Origin of the sequence: Arenibacter sp. ARW7G5Y1 (assembly GCF_003201775.1) — a bacterium.
Taxonomy (GTDB): Bacteria; Bacteroidota; Bacteroidia; order Flavobacteriales; family Flavobacteriaceae; genus Arenibacter.
The window spans coordinates 102761-123819 of sequence record NZ_QJJZ01000011.1; the positions used below are offsets into that span (position 1 = coordinate 102761).

The window sequence follows — 21059 nt, forward strand, 5'->3', positions numbered from 1 at the left end:
CTTCCCTAAAAAATGGGTAAGGCTACAATTCATGGCCAATAAATTCATCCCCTAAGAGATTTCTAAAATATTCTCCTTAAATGTGGATATTCGAGTATTATTTTGAGTTTCCAATGATAGCCACAACTTCCCCATTGTTGTAAAATACTCTTTACAAAAGGTGCGATTTGTAAAGAGTCAGAGTAATTCATCAATATTTTGGTTTATCATAAGTATGACCTCATGACCAAAAACCTTTAAATTTTGACCATAAATTGTCTTTTTCTTTAGGCTTTGTACTATTACCACTTTCGGCTTTATTCGTTTGTGTGCTAGTGGTTCTTTTTTTAGTTTCACTCATGTCGAAAGTCTCTTTTTCTTTGGATACTGTCTTTGCGTCTAGTTTTGATTCTGTTTTTACTTTTTCAACACTTTTAGTATCATTCTTTTCTTCTATTAGATTTGAAGCCCTATTGCTCGATTCATCTTTGAGATGTGCCTCTTTAGCAATAACATTAAGTTCATCTTCAACCCTCTCGGAGATTAATTTTTCATAAATATAAATCTGCATAACGTAGTCTTCAGGAAATTGCGAAATAGCTTTTTTTCTATAATCACTATCTGCAAATTTTGACATTTTTAGTTTTGCATCAATTTGTTTGTCATAAACATATTGTTGCATATCATAATCTAAAGGAAAACTTTTAAGTGCTATATTTTTGATTTCTTTATCTTTTACAGAGGCCATATAATTCTTAGCAAGAATACTTTTATCATAGATGTGCTGTTGCATGCAAAAATCATTCTTGTATTGTTTTATCGCGTACTTTTCTAGTTCTTTATCCGTCACAGTTTCCATAAACAAAAATGCTAATACCTGATTCTTGTATACATGATCCTGCATTTCCTTATCTAATGGATACTCTTTTTTTGCAAATCGTCTTATTTTAGCGTGCACTTTTTTGTCTAGCTTTTTTTCTTTATCAGCTGCTGGTTCATTTTCTAATTTCTTAACCTCCTTATTTTTTTCTTCAATAAATATAGCTTCTTCATTATCTCTAAGGTCCTCTTCAATTCCATGCTTTTTTCTTAATATAGCAGCGGCTCTTTCTATATATGCCTCCCTCTTTTCATCTGTCAATAGGGAGAAACCCACTTGCTTTTGGCTTTTTTGATTTTCTTTGTTTTGAGTTATATTCTCTACAATTTTGGATAAACCTTTAAATTCAAAAGTTATTGGTTTAGTTGCTTCTTTAAATTCAATAGTATATTCCCCTTTTGATTCATTTACTTCAATAATTTTTCCTTCATTCCAAATTGCGTGTTTAACTATGTCTCCTACTTCGAATCTCTTTTGAATTAGTTGACGTTTAGCGTTTAAGACTAACTGTTCTTTTGCTTCTTTAATTATTTCTTGACTTAACTCTCCTTTACGAACAAAATAACTCTCGCTAATTTCAAATAAAAACCGAGATGGATATTTACTCAAACCTGTACTTAAATTGAAGCCTTCTGATTCGGTCAAATAAAATGCCTTTTCAGCTCTTGTTATAGCTACATAAGTTAAACGTCGCTCTTCTTCAAGCGCTTTGGCTCGTCTTTCTTTAATCGACATTGCGCTAGGCAGCACACCTTCTGTAAAACCACAAAGAAAAACGTATGGAAACTCAAGACCTTTCGAAGTATGAATGGTCATTAATTTGACTCTATCATTTTTATCATCATCAATATCCATATCTGTATAAAGAGCAATCTCTTGCAAATATTCAGTAAGGTTTATAGGTTCTTCATCTTGGCTTTCTAATAGAATAATTGAGTTCTGAAACTCTTTAATATTATCTAGCCTATCCGTATCTCCATCAGTTCTATAATAAGCTGAAAGACCGCTTTCATCCATTATTTCTTTTACTAGATCAGAGATAATTAAATCAACTTTTGTTCTCTTAAACTTCTCGACAAGTTCAATGAAATCGATTGCTCCCTTGCGCTTTAGGTCCTTTTCAGATATGTTTTCTTTTAATGCAGTATAAAGAGAAACGTTTTCTTTCTCGGCGATTTTGGCAACATTTTCAATAAATTTTTTACCTAAACCTCTATTGGGTCTATTAATAACCCTTAGAAATGAAAAATCATCTTCAAATTCAATCAATCTTAAATAGGATAAAACATCTTTAATTTCTTTGCGTTCAAAAAATCGTATCCCACCAAAAACTGAATATGAAATGTTCTCTCTTATTAGAGATTGTTCAATACTTCTAGAAATATGATTAGCTCTGTATAATATTGCAAAATCAGAATGTTTACAGCCTTCATCCTTTACCAGTCGTTTAATTTCATTTGCTACCCACAGTCCTTCCTCGTAATCATTTTTACCATGAAAATGAACCACTTCAACACCTTCTGGGTTTTGGGTAAACATGTCTTTATCGACTCTTATTTTGTTGTTTTTTATGATGTGATTTCCAAGACTTAAAATATTTGGTGTAGAGCGATAATTTTGATTCATTATAATTGTTTTTGAGTCAACAAATTGCTTATCAAAATCAACTAAAATTTCAGGTTTGGCGCCTCTCCATTCGTATATAGTTTGGTCTGGATCTCCAACAACAAAAAGGTTTTTATGTAATTGAGAAAGCATCTCAATCAACATAAATTGTTTTTGTGAACTATCCTGTGTTTCATCTACTTGAATATAGTGAAGTCTTTTCTGCCATTTTTCAAGTACCTCTGAGTTGTTTGAAAAAATGTAAAGAGTGAAATTGATTAAATCATCAAAATCTAAGGCAAAGTTTCTTTGTTGTTTTTCTAAATACCGAATAAAGACTTTTTCTATTTCGTTATCTGTTTCTTTTTTCTTTGAATCAAGGATGTATTGCAGATATTCCTGTGAAGTTTTTTGTTTACTGATGTATCTTAAAACTTGTTTAAAAGTGAATACTTTGGAAGTTAAACCTAATTCATTATAAACCTGCCGAAGAACAGTTTTTTGGTCTTCAACGTCCATTATGACGAAGTTTTTTGGATATTGGATTTTGTTTATGTCTTCTCTTAAAACTCTAACACAAAATCCGTGATACGTAGTGATGTAACTTAAATCAGAATTTTCACCAATTAATCTTTTTACCCTTTTACGCATTTCTTGTGCGGCCTTATTTGTAAAGGTTACACAAAGTATACTAGATGAGTTAATCCCTAATGCTTCAACAATGTAGGCGTATCTATTGGTTAGCGCTTTAGTTTTACCTGAGCCTGCGCCAGCAATTACCCTAACGTAACCTTCAGTTTCCATGACAGCTGCTAATTGCTGTTCATTTAAATTTTCCTTAAGTCTTTCGATACCATCCATTGTTCAATAGTTAATGGTTATTTTTTTGCTTCAACTCCTTGCATTTTAGAGTCTGAACTATAAGGAACTTTTCCTGACGGAACTACTTTACTTGTTTCTTTTAAATGAGTCTCTTGGTCATCAAAAAAAATGTGGGCTCCAAAAGCTTTTAGAACTTTATCTTTAGATAAACCTCCTAAAAAATGAGCTTCATCAACATAAACTCCCCATTTTCTTAAGGTTTTAATTACTCGCATATGAGATGGAGCATTTCTTGCAGTTACAATTGAGAGCCTTAGTGGAGTAAGTTCTATTGATGTTGGTAAATGCACTTGTATTTTTGAAAGTTTGATTAATAGTTTTGCAAAAGGACCTTCATTTAACGGGTCATCTTCATGTTCTGATTCATATTTATGGAAAGCTTCCATTCCCTCTGTTTTGTAACGATACTCTGAATCTTCAGAAAACAATACTGCATCAGCATCAAAAGCAATTTTAACTCTATTGTCTTTTGGGTCAAACTCTGTTGGTGGTGCATAGATAGATGCAGCCGCACAAGCGCCTGAATCAATTACAGCCTGAACGTCTTTATCATCTTTGGACAAGAAGAGATCAACGTCATATGCTTCAATGTATGGTGAAAGTGGTTCGCCACCCGATAAAGCAACTCTTGTAATATCAAGTTTATGTTTTGTAATTGAGTTTAACATTCTAACCCCAGTTTCTGGACTGTTTCTGGACATAACAACTACTTCCACAATTCTTTTGTCTGCTTGATTATTAAGTTCAAGTAGACTTTTAACTAATACAAATGCGGTACCAGGTTCTAAAGCTTCGTCTTCCCTTTCTTGTTGGTATTTTCGATAACCTTCAATTCCTTTTTTGTCAAATACAGCATTTTCCGATTCCAAATTGAAAAGTGCTCTCGATGAAACCCCTATTACTAAAATATCTGAAAAATCTACCGGCATATTTTTATAATTTGTTTTTTAATCAATCAACTCCTTAAAATGCTCATAAATCATAACCATTGCTAAGGTGTCTAGCTCGCAGTATTTAAAAAGTGCATTAGTTAACTCATCAATTTCATTTTGGGTCATATCTGTGTATTGAAGTTTACCATATGCTGTCAACGCAGCTCCGCCATTGGCAATATCTTCTATGTCCGATAAGGCATCTTCTATCTGGTCTTCACTCCATCCTTCAAAGACTGATGGTAACATTTTGTATGGGTCCTTTACAATACCTTTATCAATAACTAACCAAATGTGATCATCAGAAAAATTCTTACTTGTAACACTTATCTGATTAATAGGTTTAGAGTACTTATTTTGTAAAAAATCACTTTTAGCCAAGGAGGAAGGTAAAACAGCTTTTAGCGAATTAGATCCTTTAGTTAATGGGTTGTAATAATACCGTTTTTCAATATCCCATAAATCCACCATATCACGTTCTCCTTTCCATTTTAAGGCGCTATCTTTTTTAGAGTGTGAAATGGAATGTATAAAAGTGATGAGTGAATCTTTATCAGGTTCATCTGAGTTTAATAATTGAATGTAGATGGCATTTAAAATAGAATTCTCGTGATTTGAATATCTAAAAATTGTGCCTTTGTCATTCTCTAAAGCAGCTTTTAGTGCTCGAATGAATTCAAAATTAGGGAAGATACCTGCCTTATTATTGATGTATTCATTCGCATGAATTATGTTACCATCTCTATGGTAGATGTGATGTGAAAACTGAAAAGCAATTTGCTCGTATGGTTTTAGGTTTTTATTAAAAGGTAAGGCAGCTGCACTTGTTTCAAAATCAATAAAGTGAAGTGGAAAAACGAATGTATTCATTACATCCTTTAGCCCATCTTTATCCACATATATAAATGTGTCATCGCTTACGTCCTTTTCTATTTGGAGCCATTGCCTATGCGAGGTTGTTAACCGCCCTGGGTCTTCTTTTAAATCTATATTTTCTTCTGTAAGTTCACTTTTGAAATATATACCCTGGTCAAATAACTTATTGCCTTTTCTAAAATCGTAAATATCAAAAACATTAGGTTTAAGAAAGTCGGTAGATGTCCAATTATGTTGTTTATTGAAACATTCCTTGAATCCGGATTTTAAATCTTGTTCTTCTTCTAAATTGTTACATTTAAACTCGCACTTTTTACAAGAAGTATAACTTGTTGGCCAATTGGCGTACTCGTCCTTTTCGTAAACATTTTTGAATAATAGAATTGCTTCTTGAAAGCTCAAATTGGGATGATACATGTGCGTGTTAATCTCAATATCCCGTATAATTTGAGTAATATCTTTTTTTCCTAATACAGAATCTCCTGTTTCTTCAAGAGAATGTACTTTCTTAATTATCCCTGTACGATTACCTCCTTTTTTAGTAATTCTAAATAATTGATTCAACCCATTAATACTGGTTTTTTTAGACTTATCAACCATTATAAAGAATGACCTGATTTCCCAAGACGGAAAGGATTGTTGCATTACGTGCTTTTGGAATGCAACATCAAACAAATAAGGTTTCCAACCAGCTACCATGCCACTCTTTTTGCCTATTAGTAGAAATTCATTTTCAGGTGTAAATGATTTTGATTTTACTTCTATTAGCTGAATTTTATTGCCCTTTTTAACTAGTATATCTACTCTAATAAATAAATCGTCAAATAGAAAAGCTGCTTCATAAATAACAACATTTTCTTGCTTTAATAAATCTTGTGTTTGATTCCATGCCGTTTCATATTCCCAAGGATTACCCTCTATCAAGATTCCATTAGGATAATGCATTCTTGCAAGTTCTTCAACTTGAAAACCACCTTGTGCTAAGGCCTCTAAAAATGGGTCTTCTTTTTTGGTGTTTGCATATTCTTTCTTGCCCGTGTAATAAAGCTTATTGGGGCATTCAAGGCCTAGTTTAAATTTTGATTTGGTTAGTAACCTCATGTTAATTAACAATCTTTAATTTGTCATATGGTTTCTGTTTCCTTCGTCTGTCATCCTTTTCAAGTCCTAAAACAAAGAATCATTCCTTAGTCTTCGATTATCAATTTTTTGTCTATTAAAATAACTTTCTTAGAATAACCATTTGTTTCTGAAAAGTCAATTTCTCTTTTTATTAATTGATATTTTATAGCACTTAAGTAACTCATTCTAGCTGAGCCTGAGCCTCCATTATTTACTTGGCCATTAAAAACCTCTACCATTTCCATATCTGATAGGGTATCAAATCTTAAATTATACTCCTCATATAATTCATGTTGTAAATTCTTATTACTCTCCATGCCTTTTATTTTTCAATATTCTCAACAATCGCAATCTCGTCCTCCGTCAACCCATACAATTCATAAACCATCCTGTCTATTTCTATTTCTGTAGTGGCGATTTGTTTTTGAAGTTCTTGTGCTTTTTTCTTGTTCTCTTCAAAAAGTTCCATCCACCCAAATTCATCTTTTTCGGTTAAATCTGACACAGGTTCAAGGTTTTCTTCCGCCCTCGTTTTATTTGTGACTTTGATGGCATTGTTAAGCTCTTTGATGAAGTCACCAAACGATAGTTCATGCCAATTTTCAAGTTTTCGGGAGATTTTAAATAAATCAAATTTTTCTGTTAGATATTTCAAATATCTTAATTTGATACTATCAAATTGTGGCTGAAGTATTTGTAATTTTAAACCAAGTTTAGAAATGTTTACTCTTGAGGTAATATTGCATTTAGGCAGAGGAAAAGCTCCTAATTTGTCCAGACTAATTTTTGCAAATACTTTCCCTTTAATATCGTGTAGCAACCTATAGAAAATAGTAGCCACATTAGAATTTAAGATCGTAATTAAGTAGTCGAGAGAATAATCTTCGGTTTTGGCATAAATACCATGTATAAGTGTGTCAAAATAATAATTGTTAATGTCTTTAGCAGCTATAAACCTGTCTCCAGTTTTTCTAACTACAATTTTTTCGGTTTCAAAGAGATCAGGTGTACGTAATGCAAAGTCAATACGCGATTGTTTCTTCATTCCCTTTTTACTTTTGATATCATCAAGACTTATGGTTTCCGCTATATCATAGTCATAATTTACGAATTGACCTCCCCATTGAATTGAATTGGGATTTAACTCTTTTCCCCATATTATTGGTTTATGTTTTTCAGAAAGCTTTTCATCTGAAATAAGTATTTGCTTAATATTCCCTGGATTGAGTCCGTTTTTTAATTCATAATAATCTCTTATTGGTGTTAGAAGATGAAGCTTTTTTACGACTTTATCAGCGCCTTGAGCAATAGGGGAAATTTCAAAATGTGGGACTGAAAGAAAAAACTCTTGAGTTATATTATTTAATAGTGCCGCCTGCCCTTCATAATCAAAATATTTATCTACTGATATCAGCTTAATTTCATTTGAAATAGTTGGGTTATTAATTATCTCAAACTTTAAAATCAAACTTCCACCAACTTCCGCATCAGGAAAAACTTTTTCCGATATCATAAATATTTCGTGAACTTTAGATTGAGTGAGTAGATGTTCTCTAATGTTCTTAAAATAGGTATTGAATAAAAGAGATTTCGGGATTATAAATTGAAATAAACCTCTATCAAATATCTGAAACATTCTTTCTATAAATAAAATGTATAGATTAATTTTATAGTTGGTTAACGGGTATTTCACTTTGTAATATTCTTCTTCTTCATTTGATATGAAAATACCATAAGGCGGATTCCCAATCACCACATCAAAACCACCATCAGCAAAAACATCAGGAAACTCATTTTCCCACTTAAACGCTTTGTCACCAGCAACTTTTTTGTCATCGACCAGACTATTCCCACATTTGATATTGCTGCTTAAGTCGTTCAGCTTTCGGCGTGGCTGTGCCGTACGTAACCAAAGGGAAAGTTTGGCGATTTCCACACTTTCTTCGTTCAGGTCTACGCCATAAATGTTATTTTCAAGAATGGTGTTTTCAATATCTGGAAACTGCAAACCACCACCTAAAATTTTGGTTTTGAGTTCATCAATATAGGTATGTTCATTAATCAAAAAATCAAGAGCTTGGTTTAAAAACGCTCCAGAACCACAAGCAGGGTCACAAATTGTCAATTGTAATAACCAATCTCGATATTCATCAAGAATTTGGACAAGCCTTTCTATGGTAGTTTTATTACGATTTTTACGACCTTTAAAATACTCTTCTTCGTGGAAGTCTAACTCAATTTTCTTTTCTTCACAAAGTTTACCAACCGTATTTTCTACTATATACTTGGTAATATACTTTGGTGTATAGAAAACACCATCTTTCTTACGCTTGCTGGTTTGCTTATCAAATTCACCCCCTTCAATTTCTGAGCTCACACTTTCGATCTCGTTGAGCGAGTTTTCGAAAATATGACCCAAAATATTCACATCTACCTGACTTTCAAAATCGTAATTGGATAAGCTAAGGGTGTACTTGTACAATAGGTCACTATCAATTTCTACAGCATCAAGAATAGCGTCTGGCTTAAACAAGCCACCATTATAGGCATATATCTCGGCACGGTTTTGAGTTCCTATCCTTCCGGTATCCAAAAAATTAAAATACTGTTTAAACAGATCATACAATGGACGTTCATCTCCGAAATCTTGATCATTTTTCCATTTTTTAAGAATTTGCAAGGTGGAGTTGGATGGCAATAACATCCGGTCTTCAGCAAAAAATATAAACAGAAAACGGTCTATCAGTTTTTGTGATTTTTTAAATAACGTCAGTTTCACATTCTTCTCCAGACGGGCTATGGCGACCTGTTCATCGGCATCGATATTGGCACTGAGCTTCGCCTTGACGGTTTTAGAATTGTTGCGCACTAAATCTCTGAACAGTTCACGCTTAAATACAGAATAATCCTTATAAAAAGCTTTGGTAATTTGTTCTTCCTCAGCAATAGACGCCTCCTTTATTTTAAGTGAAGTATTATTTAGAATGCTGTCAATATGCAAACATAAATACAGTAGTTTAAATCTGTCTTGTGAAAGTGTGAACAAATCAAACTCTTCAAACTCTGTGGCATCGTTGATATAAAAACGTAGCTTTTCAAAATTTGATGTGACTACATAGATACAACCTTTTTGATTTGCTTTATAATCGAACGCTTGGCGACGAATACTCTCTAGGTCCTTCGTATTGGTTCCTTTTAATTCAATAACTCCAATAGCACTTCCATCCTTTAGAATTGCACCGTCTGCTTTGCGTGCATTCTTTTCGTTTTTAAACTCTGTGGTCAGGTTTGAGTTAGGGTTAGGGAATAACGTATAGCCTAATATATTAACGAATAATTCATTAAGAAATGTTGCTTGATATTGTTCTTCTTTTGCACTTTTGATATTTTCCTGTATCGTAGTGTTCCAGAAGTATTTTTGATACTTTTTATATGCCTTATCGACTGCTGCTTGGTTGAGTAAAGCGAGATGTGATTTAAGTACGGATGTTTGGAATAATGCCATTAACTATTGTAGAGTAATATTGAACGTCTAAAATAGTAAAACTTAATGAGCATTAATACTTTAAACATCTATAGGGTGTTAGTATTTTATTTACAAAATTCAATTTTATTTACTGCACTACTTCCTGCAATTATCTATTTTTCCAAATGTCCCTATTTTTAGCATTCCTTGGATTATGGACTTGATGTGAATCTTCAATAAATGAGGTTCCATAAAGGTATAAATTGCACTCGTACATTTCATTCCTAAACCGACACTAAACACTTAAGAGGCTTCTAAAACAGCCATCAATCTATGGTTGAGATATAATTTTTCCTTTCCTACTTTTTCAGATATTAAAAACCCAGCTTCTTCCAATGCTATTAGATAATTACCAACAGTTTTGGGTGTTCCTAATTTGGCATCGATTAAAAATTGTCTTTTAGTATATGGCAATCTAAATAATATTTCCACAAGCTCTTTAGTATATACTTTTGGCAAGGTTTCTTTAATTTCCGTGGTCATTAATTGCATTAGATCGGTTACGTCCTTTAAACGCTGTAATCCCTTTTTAGCAGTGTATTCTACCATATCGAGCATATATAATATCCACGATTCCCATGCATTATTTTCGGTAACCTCACGTAGTTTGTTATAATAATCAGCTTTATTTTTTATAATATACTCACTTAAGTAAATAGCAGGTGTATCCAGCAATTTTTCAAGTTTTAAATAGAGTAACAACAAAATACGTCCTGTTCTCCCATTACCATCGTTAAAGGGGTGAATTGCTTCAAATTGATAATGCATTAATGCCATTTTTATTAATGGGTCCATAGCATCTTCACCATTAATAAAGGTTTCTAGATTTGCCAATTTCTCTCTTATCACATTTTCACCTATAGGTGGCGTGTAGATAGTTTCACCTTTTGGATTTTTTAAAGCAGTTCCTGGTGTTGTTCTAATGCCAGCAGTATTCTTTTTAATACTTTGAACAATTTCAATGCACAAATTTGTACTTATAAAAGGGCGTTTTTCTATATCGCGCAGTCCATTCCAAAGGGCTTCTTTATAGCTTATCACTTCTTTTGTTGCAGGATTATCAAACTTTTTATCCGCCACTATAGATTTATACAGATCATCATTGGTGGTAATAATGTTCTCTATTTCGGAACTCGCTTTTGCTTCTTGTAGATGTATGGTGTCCAAAAACAGCGTTGGGTTTGGTAAATTGGTGAGCATACCATTTAGTTGTGCCAATGCCCTACTGGCATCAATGGTCTTACGCAACACCTTTGTAGTTTCCAAGGTTGCTTTCGGTGGCAATAAGGGTAGGTTATTGTATGGCGTATTTCTATTAAATGCTGTCATTTTGAACAAGAGTAATTATTACTTACGTTGAATTAACGAGGGTAAATATAACGAAAATTTACCTTTGTTATCGATATAAGGGTAAAACTTACTCTTGTTCATAATTAAGATTAACCTGTTCCCACTTGCATAATTGCCATTGCTATGTTTTCATATCCTCAATAATCAATTAATCAGGAGAGGTAAATTCCATTTCGCTTGGAATAATCCGTAAGCTCGTCTTTAAACCCATTAAATACTTCTTCCTCCTTATAATGGCTACCTCCCAAAAGAGAACTGAAGGCAAAGGCACTCCTACGCAAAATAGTTGCCTGTTGTGAATTCAACTTTTGTTTGGATACTTGAAGTAACCATTCCCGCAACCCCTTTTCTAAATGGTATTCCATAACGTCCTTATCCAAATTTGGACGTAATTTATCGTAGATCATCATAAAAGCAACTTTACCGTATAATTCTTTTTCTATCAAATAAGAAAGCCATAAATTTTTAAGCTGTCCCCTACCCTCGTCCATTATATTGGATAATGTTTTGGATTGCTCGTTCAACACTTGATCCAAATTCTTGATCGATTTAAGATATGCCTGGGTTTTTAATGCTAACGGAATACTGACCCCATGTTTTGAATAAATAGAGCTGATGCAAATATCATCCTCTATTTGCTTAAAATTAAATCCCTTGGCGTTGAACAGTTTTATATAATCGCTTGCGGATTTTTCGTATGGCAAATGGAGCCGTTCCGTTTTATGGAGATATGCCTTTAAGCTATGTTCTTCAAACCGCTTTCCATAATCCAGAGTCATTGAACTGTATAATTGGGGCAGTAACATGGGAAGGAAAAAAGCGGTGGCGCTTAAATCAAGAGCCTTACACCCTTTTTCTTCCATTAACACTTCCAATACCTTTTCATTTTGATTGATACAACCAAAGGATATGTAGGCTTCATTCTCATTTGGAATATGATAATTGTCCAGGAACATCTTAACGGAATGGATATTGGAGTTGCTATAGGAAATTGAACCATTACTATATTTGAGGCCTAAACCCTGTAGCAAATGAAATAAGGTAGTTTGGCTCCCAGAAATATCGAATACATTGGCTTCCAATACCTTTTTTAAAATCGAAACCCTGTTTTCCAGTGTTTTTAGTTCTTTTTTCGATTCCTTTATACCCAACATCATTCGCATGCTCTCAAATTCCTTTTGTACCGAAATCAATAAGGTACTACCATTATTTTCGGGCATATAATGGTTTAGAAATGAATATTGTTCAGAACTAGCTAAAAAGGGCAGCAAATCCTTAAAGCTTTTTATTATTACAAATTCCGATAACATCATTTTACCTTTATTGGCATCCAAGTAGGATTTATAAAAGGCATTTTTTATTAGTTTTTGTATTTCAAGAACAAACTGGTTGCTATCCACATCTATGCTGGTTTCCCCATCCTCGGAATTGTTTATCTGTGGATGGTTTACGACATCTATTTCTGAACCTATTTCCGAAGTACTACATATAAATCCTGATTTATCATAGATGATAATATCACTTGGTTGCATTTCATTATCGTAAAGCAATTCACAATCCAGATTCTGATAGGATTTAAGTACATCCAGCAAGTTTTCATAATGTATGTTCTCGAACAATTTAAATGTGGTCATTATCTGTTTTTCCAAACGCTTTTGTACCATAGGCAATAGTTTGGAACGCTTGTTCCGCTCAAAGACCTTTTGCAATTTTGGACCGCTAAGTTGTGGATGTACAGTGGACCCGTTGATAAATCTTGATCTGTATCCATCTTCCACTTCTATGCCAAACGATACGCCTATCCTGCCATTGTGGTCCATCGTCCTTACTTGGATGTGGTGCGGTCTCAATATTTCGGACAATTCTTTAAAGCTTCGCACCTTGTACTTCTGGAGCATGTTGTTTGTGATATCCTGTATATAGAACCTGACCCCGTTAATGTCCTCGTTCTTGAATTGTGGGATCCGATAAATTGGAAGCTCCCTGTCTTTAAGTGTTTCAGGCGATAAGGAGAGCCCAAACTGTTTTTCAAGGTATTTCTGTGTCGCTACGTTCCTTTTGAAATCATTGGAAAGGTTTATTTGCAGACAATCTTCCCTTATGGTGGTCGAGACTATGTGGACATGCTCGTGCTTGGTATCGTGGTGGCGTACCACCATATAAGGTTGTTCTCCATAGCCCATATGTTCCATGTACGCTTTGGACAGTTCAAAAAAGTCGATGTCTTCCAAATGTTCGCCTCGGGGAAGATTGATAGTCGCATGTACATATCGTCTTTCAGAATCGTGCCGATTGCCGAGATAGTAAAGGACCCTACCGAAAAATGCTGTGTTGGTATCGGTATCCGAATAGGTGTTCTGGAAGCCGAGTATGGTGCTATCGGCCTTGCCCAATACATAATTCATTACCCCCTGCACATTATTCCGATATAGTATCCTTGCTATCATTTTAACTTCCGTTGTTGATCGTTTCTATAAGTTCGAGCATCAGTTCGCTGGCTTTTTCCATCTCCCGTTCCAGGTTCGAGTTGGGGCTTCGCATATTCTTGTAGTTGGCCACCTTTACCAGTTGGTTGATGTTGGCTCCTATTTTGTTCAATTGGTAATTGAGGTTCGATATATCATCTGGAACCCTTTTCTCTTTTATCGTTTCCCTGTTTAGGATAAGTTTTCTTAGAAAAGGCCCGACGGTTCCCCTTTTAGCAAAATCAAGATTATAGGACTGCAGGATAGTCTTTACTTTTTCAATTTCCCGGCCATTGAACCTAAGCGTTATGGCATGCTCCCGCTTCCTGTCCCCCAAACGTTTTCTCCCGCCTTTGTTGATTGCCATTTTCTCCCTCTATATTATCAGTTTTCACTTCGTCAGAAGTAGGCGTTTTAAGATGCTTAAAACATAACTTGCTATCCGTCTACACGGATAAATATAGTAGAATAAAATTGATTACAACAATCTAATAATCAGTATTTTACATCTCAAATACATATCAGGCCATATGGATATAAATGGGTACAGGCATAAGAATTATATGGTCTTATTTGATGCATTGGAAATGTTGAGAAACAATGAAATACAACTATTTTTTGTGGGTCGGGTGAAAAAAGGTCAAGCGACTTTTTGGGCGCTTGTACTTTTGCGCGGTACCGAGGGTGTCGAGGAAAACAGGAACGGAAAGACTTCCAGAATGGACCGGCGAAGCGTGTCCGCATTGGGAGGATTGTAGTGGAAGGGTTGCTCGACTTCCGGAGGGATTTGGAACTATACAGAAACCAACATTATATTAAATCCCGTCCCTTCAAAAACTTAATAATGGAATAAACCATATTGAGGTGATGAAAGGAAAACCAAAACCTTATCTAGGCGTTTAAAATGGTAATAATATTCTCTACATGATTGGTAATAAGTACAAAAAATCCTGATCAAAAAACCAATGCATAAAACCATATGGAACCTCCCGCTGTACCTATCTGTTTTGATATGGTTTTATATGGACCTACATTAAAATATATTATATAAAAACCTGATTATTAATTAATTATATACATATATTTAAACTTAGAAATAGGTGCATATTCAAATATATTTATAGGTAAATATATCCCTATAAATATATATTCATATTCCTATTTATAATTATAACGGCTCAATAATATATGTATACATCAAAACTAATATCTATTTCATGGAAACAAAAATTATAAGTATCGTGGGTGAAAAAGGTGGTATCGGAAAAACGACCCTAAACCTTATCCTTGCTTCCAATCTTCATTATGCAAAAGGAAAAAAGGTAGTGCTCCTTGATGGGGACAATCCACAGTATTCGATTTATAAAAAAAGACAGCGTGAACTTAGTTTCTTGGATGCTTCGGAAATTAAGGAATTGGAGCCTTACACTATAGAACGGGTAACAGTGGGATCTATCCAAGACACAATTATGAAATATTACAGTCTTATAGATTATATTATTCTGGACCTCCCTGGGAGTCTTAACGTAGAAATGGTTAAGGGCCTATTATATGTGGAACATATTTTCATCCCATTTAGCCACGACGAATTGGAGATAGACAGCACCTCTAATTTCTATTTTACCTTAAAGAACAACTTTCTGGACAATAATGAGCGTGTACTCAAAAGTGTCAACTTATTTTTCAACAAATTTAAATTGGTAAGGAAAAACAAGTTTTCACTGCTCCGCCAACAGTTCGAAAAAGCCGGCATCCCTATAATGCAAAGCGTGGTCAAGGACAGGACTATTTACAAGGAACAATATAGGAATACCCTCTACCCTATTCCCGAAAACAAGGAAGAAGGGGATATGGATATCAAAAAATTCTTCGAAGAAGTAGAACAGTTATCAAATTTATAAACTAGATTTCAATGGGAAAACAGAAAAAAATCACCACACTTGATCTGCTCGAGCAAATGGCAAATAAAAACCAGGAGACATCAAGCACGCTAGAACAGCTCAAACTAGATCGTATGGGCCTAAAACAACAAACCACTTCCCTCAACGTTAGAAAGGAGGATGCTATTAACAAGTTGGAGAAAAATAGGAAACCGAAGGAAGAGAGTCCTTCTGAAAATAACCATAATATCGGAAAACAGTTGGATGTGTTATTGCAAACCGATAAATTGAAGAATAAAAAAGAAACCTTTTTTATGACCATCAACAGTGATTGTGCCATGAAATACGAAAAACTGGCAATGGGTATCTCCTATAAAATGGGTGTCAAGACCTCAAGGAACGATTTGATTCGAAAGGTTTTGCTGGATTTTACGAATAGAAATTATGAAAAATTAATTACGCTCATTGAGCAAAAATAAAACTGAAATTTGAGCAGTTACTGGTACATATTGTTCGGTCTTGCCCTTGTTTGGTACGGGTATATCATGTGGGTGCTATTATCCAAAAAAAGCAGAAAGACAAAAAAACATTCAAAAAAATTAGATTATTTGCGTTTAAATGATAAATTTGTATATAAATCAGATAATGATAAGACCGATTTAAACGCTGTACTCGACCAGATAAACGAAGTGGAAGACACTTCTAAACTTTTGGAAGCTTTTAGAGAGGGTTCATTTGAAGATGATTCAAATTCCATAACTCGCAAAAAGCATGAAAAACTCAAAGTCATCCGCAACAAGGATACGGCCAATGAAATACCGCCGGAATCCGAAAATTGAAACATTTCTTCTTTTTTTAATTCTGCTATCCATAACCGTGTGCTCCTATGGTCAATTCGATCAACTGCTTCAGGAAGCACAGGATTTCAAGAACGATTCGAAAAACCTCTCCAGGGAAATTGTCGATATTATTAAGGTTATTGCTGGTGTGGCCATTGCCATAACCGGTTTGACCTATCTATATATTCGAGATCAGCAGACGGACCTGGCCAATAAATTGGGCAAGATTATTATTGGTATCGCCATTTTTTTTGCTCTGATCGCCATAGGTGAGGAAATAGCTAACATCTAAATTTCCCGTATTATGGAAAACTGCCACATTCCTATAAAGAAAGGGCTGCAAAAAGATGTCTATTACAAAGGTCTCAACGCAAAATACATTTTTTACTGCGTATACCTTGGTACGACGGCAATCATAACAGGCCTTGTCCTATCCGTTTTTATTTCTATGTTGTTGGCCTTGCTAATTACTGGTATAGCAATTGTCGTCGTATTCATGATCTTGCTGTTTTACTCTAGGACCTATGGCGCCAATGGCTTTGTTAAAAAACTTGCCGATACTTCCAAACCTGATTCCATCAAAATAGGCAATGACTATAAAAAACTATTGTTATGGGAAAACAGGTAGCTCTTTGGGATGCATTCCCTATATACGGATATGAACGGCAGGCATTAATATCAAAAGAAAGGGGATGTTTAACAATTCCATTACAGCTTATTCTACCCGAAGTGTTCACATTGGACACCAAAGACTATGGAACCCTTCAAGAACTTTTCTTGAATATCATAAATATTTTAGGCCCAAATAGACTCTTGCATAGGCAAGATTTCTTCCTCCAGGAAAACTATACGCCCATATCAGAAAGACTGCAGGGCGATATGATGGAAAGGGCAAACGAAAAACATTTTCAAGGTCGCCCCTATTTAGTTGGAACGCACTATTTATATATCAGTGTTGTTCCAGAAAACTATATCAAATACAGTTCCAAACGGGCGAACTCCTTTATAGAGAAAAACCGGGATTTCTATTTGACCCAAACCGTTCCCGATGAATTCATCAATAGTAGTTTGCTAGCAGATTTTGAAGCTCAGGTACAGAACGTGAACAATCTGATTAATTCCTCTGGATACATAGCATCGCATATTCTTGAATACAACGACTTATTTTCCGAAAATGGACTTTACGCCAAATATTTTGGCCTTAAGGAAAATAACACAAATCTGGTGGATGTAGATTTTGACAACAACACCATACATGTGGGAAATAAACAAGGACAGTTTTTTACCCTTGAAAACTTGGACCAGTTTAATAAGGACCATATCGGTACCTACGAATTTTATGGAAAGTTCACTACCCGACAAAACCGGTTTCCTATAGGCAATCTTTTTTCTTTAGGTTTCAAAGTTCCTCATGAGCACGTTATTAACCAATATATCTATATTCCAAATCAAGAAAAAGTCCTCACAGGCTTAAGAAAAAAAGCCAAAAGCTTTCTGCGATTCGGTAATGGCAAAAAAGATGACAGCAATGCCATCTATGCGGACCAGATTTATGATTATACCAAAGAAATTTTGGAAAATCATAAGGAATCTGTTTTTTACCATCTCAATGTTTTTGGTTTTGAAGAAGTAGGGAATCAGCCCAAGCAAATGGAAAACTCCATTACAGGCGCTTTCAAAAAACTAAAGATAAATGCCAAACACAACACCATAGACCGAAAGAACCTTTTCTTTGCAGGAATAGCTGGTAACGCGATCGGGATATCTTCCGATATGTACTTGCCCATGCCCAGCGATATGGCCACGGCCCTACTCTATCTTGAAGGCGGTTATAAAGATGCAACCAGGGCTGTTGATGGATTGCGATTGGTTGACCGTGTTACTGGCCAACCGCTTTCAGTATCTGTGTACAGGGAACCAGAAAAAAAAGATTGGATCTTCAATCGGGGCATGTTGGTCGCCTCAGGGTCGGGTGGTGGCAAGTCTTATTTAGCCAATCATTATTTTGCTTCCGAACTAAGACAGGGCGCGGAGGCCATAATTATGGAAGATGGCAACTCATACGATAGACTTACTGAAGTATTTGGCGGTGTAACGTTGCAGCACGATGATGAAAAGGCGTTTACATTCAACCCCTTTTTATTGGACAAATATGATTCTCTTGAAAGCGACGTCAAGGGCAAAACTTTAGCTCAAGGAAAGCTAGTTTACCTTGTAACCCTTCTAAAATTGATTATTGGTCAGGATGGGAATATAGGCGGATCAGAAATAACAAATACCGTTTTGGAATTTTTGATTACCGACTATTACGAATGGATGTGGAAAAATGGAGACAAAAATTATAAGTTCGATACCTTTTTTGAATACTGCAAAATCCACATTGCAACCTATATTAAAACTAAAAAAGTCCCAAAGGAAAAGTTCGATTCTGATGTGTTCATGTTCCTTTTGGAAAAATACTATGCCAATGGCACTAGGGGAAGCTTACTGAACAAATTGGACGATCGGATTTCCAGCCTAAGTGATGAAAAGATTATTTATTTCAAATTGGGCAAATTGATCGATAACGAACTGCTATTTCCTATTACCGCCTTGATGATTATGGAAATATTCAACAAGAAAATGCACGACCCTACAAAATTATCCATTAATAAAATACTGGCCGTCGACGAAGCCTGGAAGGCTCTAGTAAGACCGGAACTTGTACACTACTTTAATAACCAGTCCAGAATGGCCAGAAAGTTGGGCGGCCAGCCAATCTTCATTTCCCAAAAAGTTGATGATTTTATATCCTCTGAAATCATCAAAAATGCTATTGTGGTCAATTCGCATATAAAAGTGTTTTTGGATATGCGCGACTTTGCCCGATCCTTTGATAAAATACAGTCCCTAATGGGATTGGGTGAAAAACAGAAACAACTCATTCTTTCTCTCAACAAAGACCTACCAAAAGACAGGAAATTCCGTGAGGTTGCATTTTGTTGGATGGACAAGGTAAAGGTGTATGGCGTGGAAACGTCTTTGGAAGAAAAGTGTATTTATGAAACCAACCCCACCGAAAATGCTAAGATCAAACAACTATACAATAAAAATCATAAAAATTGGGAGTTGACGGCTAAGGCATATGCCTTTGACAATACTCCATAAAACCAAAAAAAAATGAAACTAACTCCAGTAATTCTGAGCCTATTGCTGCACCTGGCGCTTTTTTCCCAGATTCCAGTAACAGATGTTGCCACAAACGCTAGCGTTGGAATGGTCAACAGCCAGCTCATGAATATCAACATAGAGCTAAAAGCTGTCAATAAAAACTTGTCCCAGTTGATTAATCTAATGGAGAAAAACAATAATGAAACCTCCAAATCCAGAGAAATTCTGAAAGAAGAATTGGAAGCTAAGAAACAGGCACCCAAATACGTGACCGGATCGACAGATGTGAGCTTGGCCATAGAACTAAAAACAAAGATTCTCGAAGCATATAGAACTTCCAAACAGACTGTCCAAGAATTGGAATATTTGGAGCGAAAGGAAATCGATGAATTTTTTGGTTATGCCGCCAATGCTCTTTTGGAGACTAAAAATCTATTTCAACAATGCAATGAGATTATAAATACCAAAGCCATCATTTTGCCTGAAGAACGGCTAAAGAAGGTCAATGCCATTAACCTTAAACTGGAAACCATTTTGGACAACCTAATTGTTTACAATCATAAACTATCACAAATCAATTCCCTCCGAGAATCTCGCCGCACACTGATCAATATGAATAAAAACTAATCATGGTATGAACATCACTGACAAAGGAATACGGGAATCGGTCAATGAACTTTTTGATCAATATATTTTAGATGCCTACGAAGTTGTAGACCCGATGATAGAAATCGGTCAGGTTTTCGCATGTATTGGTATCTCGGTAGTTGCCATTCTAGTGTTTCTCAATAAGGATAAGCGAGCTGATATTTTCGAACATCTCAAATGGATGCCATTGGCCTTTGTCCTTTTTAATTATCGGGCCCTGACAAGGACCATTCTTGAATTCTACCAAGGAATTGGAATGTCCCTAAAGGCTAATGATATTTCATGGGACGTCCTCCATATTAAAATCCTGGTGGCCCAGACAACTGCTATGGTGGATTTTGGGGTATCCTGGGTTCTGTTACAGGGCGATCCGGAGGCTATTCAAATACTTGTTCTCGGGGCTATCACATCTGGGGTTACAGCCATTGCATCGGTCATTTCTGCAATTGTATTTGTGGGAATAAAAGCGATGTCCGTAGTGTATTTGTTCGTGTTGATAATATTTGGGCCATTGAATATAGGGTTGTCCTTCATACCAGTATTTTCAGGTATGTGGAAGGCATGGCTACAAAAATTCATGAGTGTCTGCCTCTGGATACCCATGCTTCACCTTATTGATAACTTTATGCTGCACGTATTGGATAAGCTGATAGACTCATTACTGTCCGAAGGAGATGCAAATTTAGGTTTAGTGCTCACCTGCGGTTTGTTGATGTTAATGAACGTTTTCGTTTATCTAAAGGCCCCTATATTATCCAACTTCATCGTGCAGGGAATGAACGTCAGTGCCAGCCATTTGAAGGATCGGACTAAACACTATGTGAAAAAAGTAGCACAAACGACAGTTGATGCCAACACGGGAGGAGCTACAAAGGGAGTAAGAACCCTAATACAATAAGCAGTTTAACGATAAAAATTGACTTTA

General features: G+C 35.2%; 17 protein-coding genes. 9 read left to right on the forward strand and 8 right to left on the reverse strand.

Annotation, left to right across the window (positions count from 1 at the left end; all coding sequences use genetic code 11):
- Nucleotides 1–220: 220 nt before the first annotated feature.
- The 8 genes from C7972_RS15890 to mobC form a co-directional block, all read right to left on the reverse strand.
- Entirely contained in the window at nucleotides 221–3325 is a 3105-nt protein-coding gene (locus C7972_RS15890) for an ATP-dependent helicase (protein WP_110357163.1), read from the reverse strand.
- 17 nt (nucleotides 3326–3342) lie between these two features.
- Nucleotides 3343–4275, reverse strand: a complete 933-nt coding sequence (locus tag C7972_RS15895) for a 5'-nucleotidase (RefSeq protein ID WP_110357164.1) — start codon at nucleotides 4273–4275, stop codon at nucleotides 3343–3345.
- 18 nt (nucleotides 4276–4293) lie between these two features.
- Nucleotides 4294–6255, reverse strand: a complete 1962-nt coding sequence (locus C7972_RS15900) for a DUF2779 domain-containing protein (RefSeq protein WP_110357165.1) — start codon at nucleotides 6253–6255, stop codon at nucleotides 4294–4296.
- Between the two features lie 86 nt (nucleotides 6256–6341).
- On the reverse strand, nucleotides 6342–6593 hold the full coding sequence (locus tag C7972_RS15905) for a hypothetical protein (protein ID WP_110357166.1): 252 nt from the start codon (nucleotides 6591–6593) through the stop codon (nucleotides 6342–6344).
- A gap of 5 nt (nucleotides 6594–6598) precedes the next feature.
- Nucleotides 6599–9781 (reverse strand): Eco57I restriction-modification methylase domain-containing protein, encoded by a 3183-nt coding sequence (locus tag C7972_RS15910; protein ID WP_110357167.1) that lies wholly within the window; start codon nucleotides 9779–9781, stop codon nucleotides 6599–6601.
- A gap of 264 nt (nucleotides 9782–10045) precedes the next feature.
- Nucleotides 10046–11131, reverse strand: a complete 1086-nt coding sequence (locus tag C7972_RS15915) for a Fic family protein (protein ID WP_110357168.1) — start codon at nucleotides 11129–11131, stop codon at nucleotides 10046–10048.
- Between the two features lie 173 nt (nucleotides 11132–11304).
- Nucleotides 11305–13599, reverse strand: coding sequence for a relaxase/mobilization nuclease domain-containing protein (locus C7972_RS15920; RefSeq protein ID WP_110357169.1), 2295 nt, complete (start codon nucleotides 13597–13599; stop codon nucleotides 11305–11307).
- Nucleotide 13600: 1 nt separating this feature from the next.
- Nucleotides 13601–13984: a plasmid mobilization relaxosome protein MobC gene (gene mobC, locus C7972_RS15925; RefSeq protein ID WP_103441843.1), complete on the reverse strand. Its 384-nt coding sequence runs from the start codon at nucleotides 13982–13984 to the stop codon at nucleotides 13601–13603.
- A 163-nt stretch (nucleotides 13985–14147) separates the two neighbouring features.
- Between mobC and C7972_RS15930 the strand changes: the two genes are divergently transcribed.
- From C7972_RS15930 to C7972_RS15970, 9 genes are all read left to right on the forward strand, one after another.
- Nucleotides 14148–14375: a hypothetical protein gene (locus C7972_RS15930; protein ID WP_110357170.1), complete on the forward strand. Its 228-nt coding sequence runs from the start codon at nucleotides 14148–14150 to the stop codon at nucleotides 14373–14375.
- 459 nt (nucleotides 14376–14834) lie between these two features.
- Nucleotides 14835–15518, forward strand: a complete 684-nt coding sequence (locus C7972_RS15935; protein WP_110357171.1) for a ParA family protein — start codon at nucleotides 14835–14837, stop codon at nucleotides 15516–15518.
- 11 nt (nucleotides 15519–15529) lie between these two features.
- Complete coding sequence (locus C7972_RS15940; RefSeq protein WP_110357172.1) at nucleotides 15530–15976, forward strand: hypothetical protein; 447 nt, start codon at nucleotides 15530–15532, stop codon at nucleotides 15974–15976.
- Between the two features lie 9 nt (nucleotides 15977–15985).
- Nucleotides 15986–16336: a hypothetical protein gene (locus C7972_RS15945; RefSeq protein ID WP_146216337.1), complete on the forward strand. Its 351-nt coding sequence runs from the start codon at nucleotides 15986–15988 to the stop codon at nucleotides 16334–16336.
- The gene (locus tag C7972_RS15950; protein ID WP_157943811.1) at nucleotides 16308–16628 is read left to right on the forward strand and encodes a TrbC/VirB2 family protein; all 321 of its coding nucleotides are present in this window, start codon (nucleotides 16308–16310) and stop codon (nucleotides 16626–16628) included. Before C7972_RS15945 ends, C7972_RS15950 begins: the two co-directional genes overlap by 29 nt.
- Before the next feature lie 12 nt (nucleotides 16629–16640).
- Nucleotides 16641–16964, forward strand: a complete 324-nt coding sequence (locus C7972_RS15955; RefSeq protein ID WP_110357175.1) for a DUF4133 domain-containing protein — start codon at nucleotides 16641–16643, stop codon at nucleotides 16962–16964.
- Entirely contained in the window at nucleotides 16949–19483 is a 2535-nt protein-coding gene (locus C7972_RS15960; protein WP_110357176.1) for a TraG family conjugative transposon ATPase, read from the forward strand. Before C7972_RS15955 ends, C7972_RS15960 begins: the two co-directional genes overlap by 16 nt.
- Before the next feature lie 12 nt (nucleotides 19484–19495).
- Nucleotides 19496–20113 (forward strand): hypothetical protein, encoded by a 618-nt coding sequence (locus C7972_RS15965; protein ID WP_110357177.1) that lies wholly within the window; start codon nucleotides 19496–19498, stop codon nucleotides 20111–20113.
- 7 nt (nucleotides 20114–20120) lie between these two features.
- Nucleotides 20121–21032, forward strand: coding sequence for a type IV secretion system protein (locus tag C7972_RS15970; RefSeq protein WP_103441835.1), 912 nt, complete (start codon nucleotides 20121–20123; stop codon nucleotides 21030–21032).
- Nucleotides 21033–21059: the final 27 nt, after the last annotated feature.

What these genes read in the sequence shown, in the direction of transcription:
- C7972_RS15915 (WP_110357168.1), bottom strand. Translation starts at nt 11,131, where the DNA reads ATGACAGCATTTAATAGAAATACGCCATACAATAACCTACCCTTATTG.
- C7972_RS15920 (WP_110357169.1), bottom strand. Translation starts at nt 13,599, where the DNA reads ATGATAGCAAGGATACTATATCGGAATAATGTGCAGGGGGTAATGAAT.
- C7972_RS15955 (WP_110357175.1), top strand. Translation starts at nt 16,641, where the DNA reads ATGGAAAACTGCCACATTCCTATAAAGAAAGGGCTGCAAAAAGATGTC.
- C7972_RS15930 (WP_110357170.1), top strand. Translation starts at nt 14,148, where the DNA reads ATGGATATAAATGGGTACAGGCATAAGAATTATATGGTCTTATTTGAT.
- C7972_RS15895 (WP_110357164.1), bottom strand. Translation starts at nt 4,275, where the DNA reads ATGCCGGTAGATTTTTCAGATATTTTAGTAATAGGGGTTTCATCGAGA.
- C7972_RS15890 (WP_110357163.1), bottom strand. Translation starts at nt 3,325, where the DNA reads ATGGATGGTATCGAAAGACTTAAGGAAAATTTAAATGAACAGCAATTA.
- C7972_RS15910 (WP_110357167.1), bottom strand. Translation starts at nt 9,781, where the DNA reads ATGGCATTATTCCAAACATCCGTACTTAAATCACATCTCGCTTTACTC.
- C7972_RS15935 (WP_110357171.1), top strand. Translation starts at nt 14,835, where the DNA reads ATGGAAACAAAAATTATAAGTATCGTGGGTGAAAAAGGTGGTATCGGA.
- C7972_RS15900 (WP_110357165.1), bottom strand. Translation starts at nt 6,255, where the DNA reads ATGAGGTTACTAACCAAATCAAAATTTAAACTAGGCCTTGAATGCCCC.
- C7972_RS15905 (WP_110357166.1), bottom strand. Translation starts at nt 6,593, where the DNA reads ATGGAGAGTAATAAGAATTTACAACATGAATTATATGAGGAGTATAAT.
- C7972_RS15965 (WP_110357177.1), top strand. Translation starts at nt 19,496, where the DNA reads ATGAAACTAACTCCAGTAATTCTGAGCCTATTGCTGCACCTGGCGCTT.
- C7972_RS15950 (WP_157943811.1), top strand. Translation starts at nt 16,308, where the DNA reads ATGAAATACCGCCGGAATCCGAAAATTGAAACATTTCTTCTTTTTTTA.
- C7972_RS15960 (WP_110357176.1), top strand. Translation starts at nt 16,949, where the DNA reads ATGGGAAAACAGGTAGCTCTTTGGGATGCATTCCCTATATACGGATAT.
- C7972_RS15940 (WP_110357172.1), top strand. Translation starts at nt 15,530, where the DNA reads ATGGGAAAACAGAAAAAAATCACCACACTTGATCTGCTCGAGCAAATG.
- C7972_RS15970 (WP_103441835.1), top strand. Translation starts at nt 20,121, where the DNA reads ATGAACATCACTGACAAAGGAATACGGGAATCGGTCAATGAACTTTTT.
- mobC (WP_103441843.1), bottom strand. Translation starts at nt 13,984, where the DNA reads ATGGCAATCAACAAAGGCGGGAGAAAACGTTTGGGGGACAGGAAGCGG.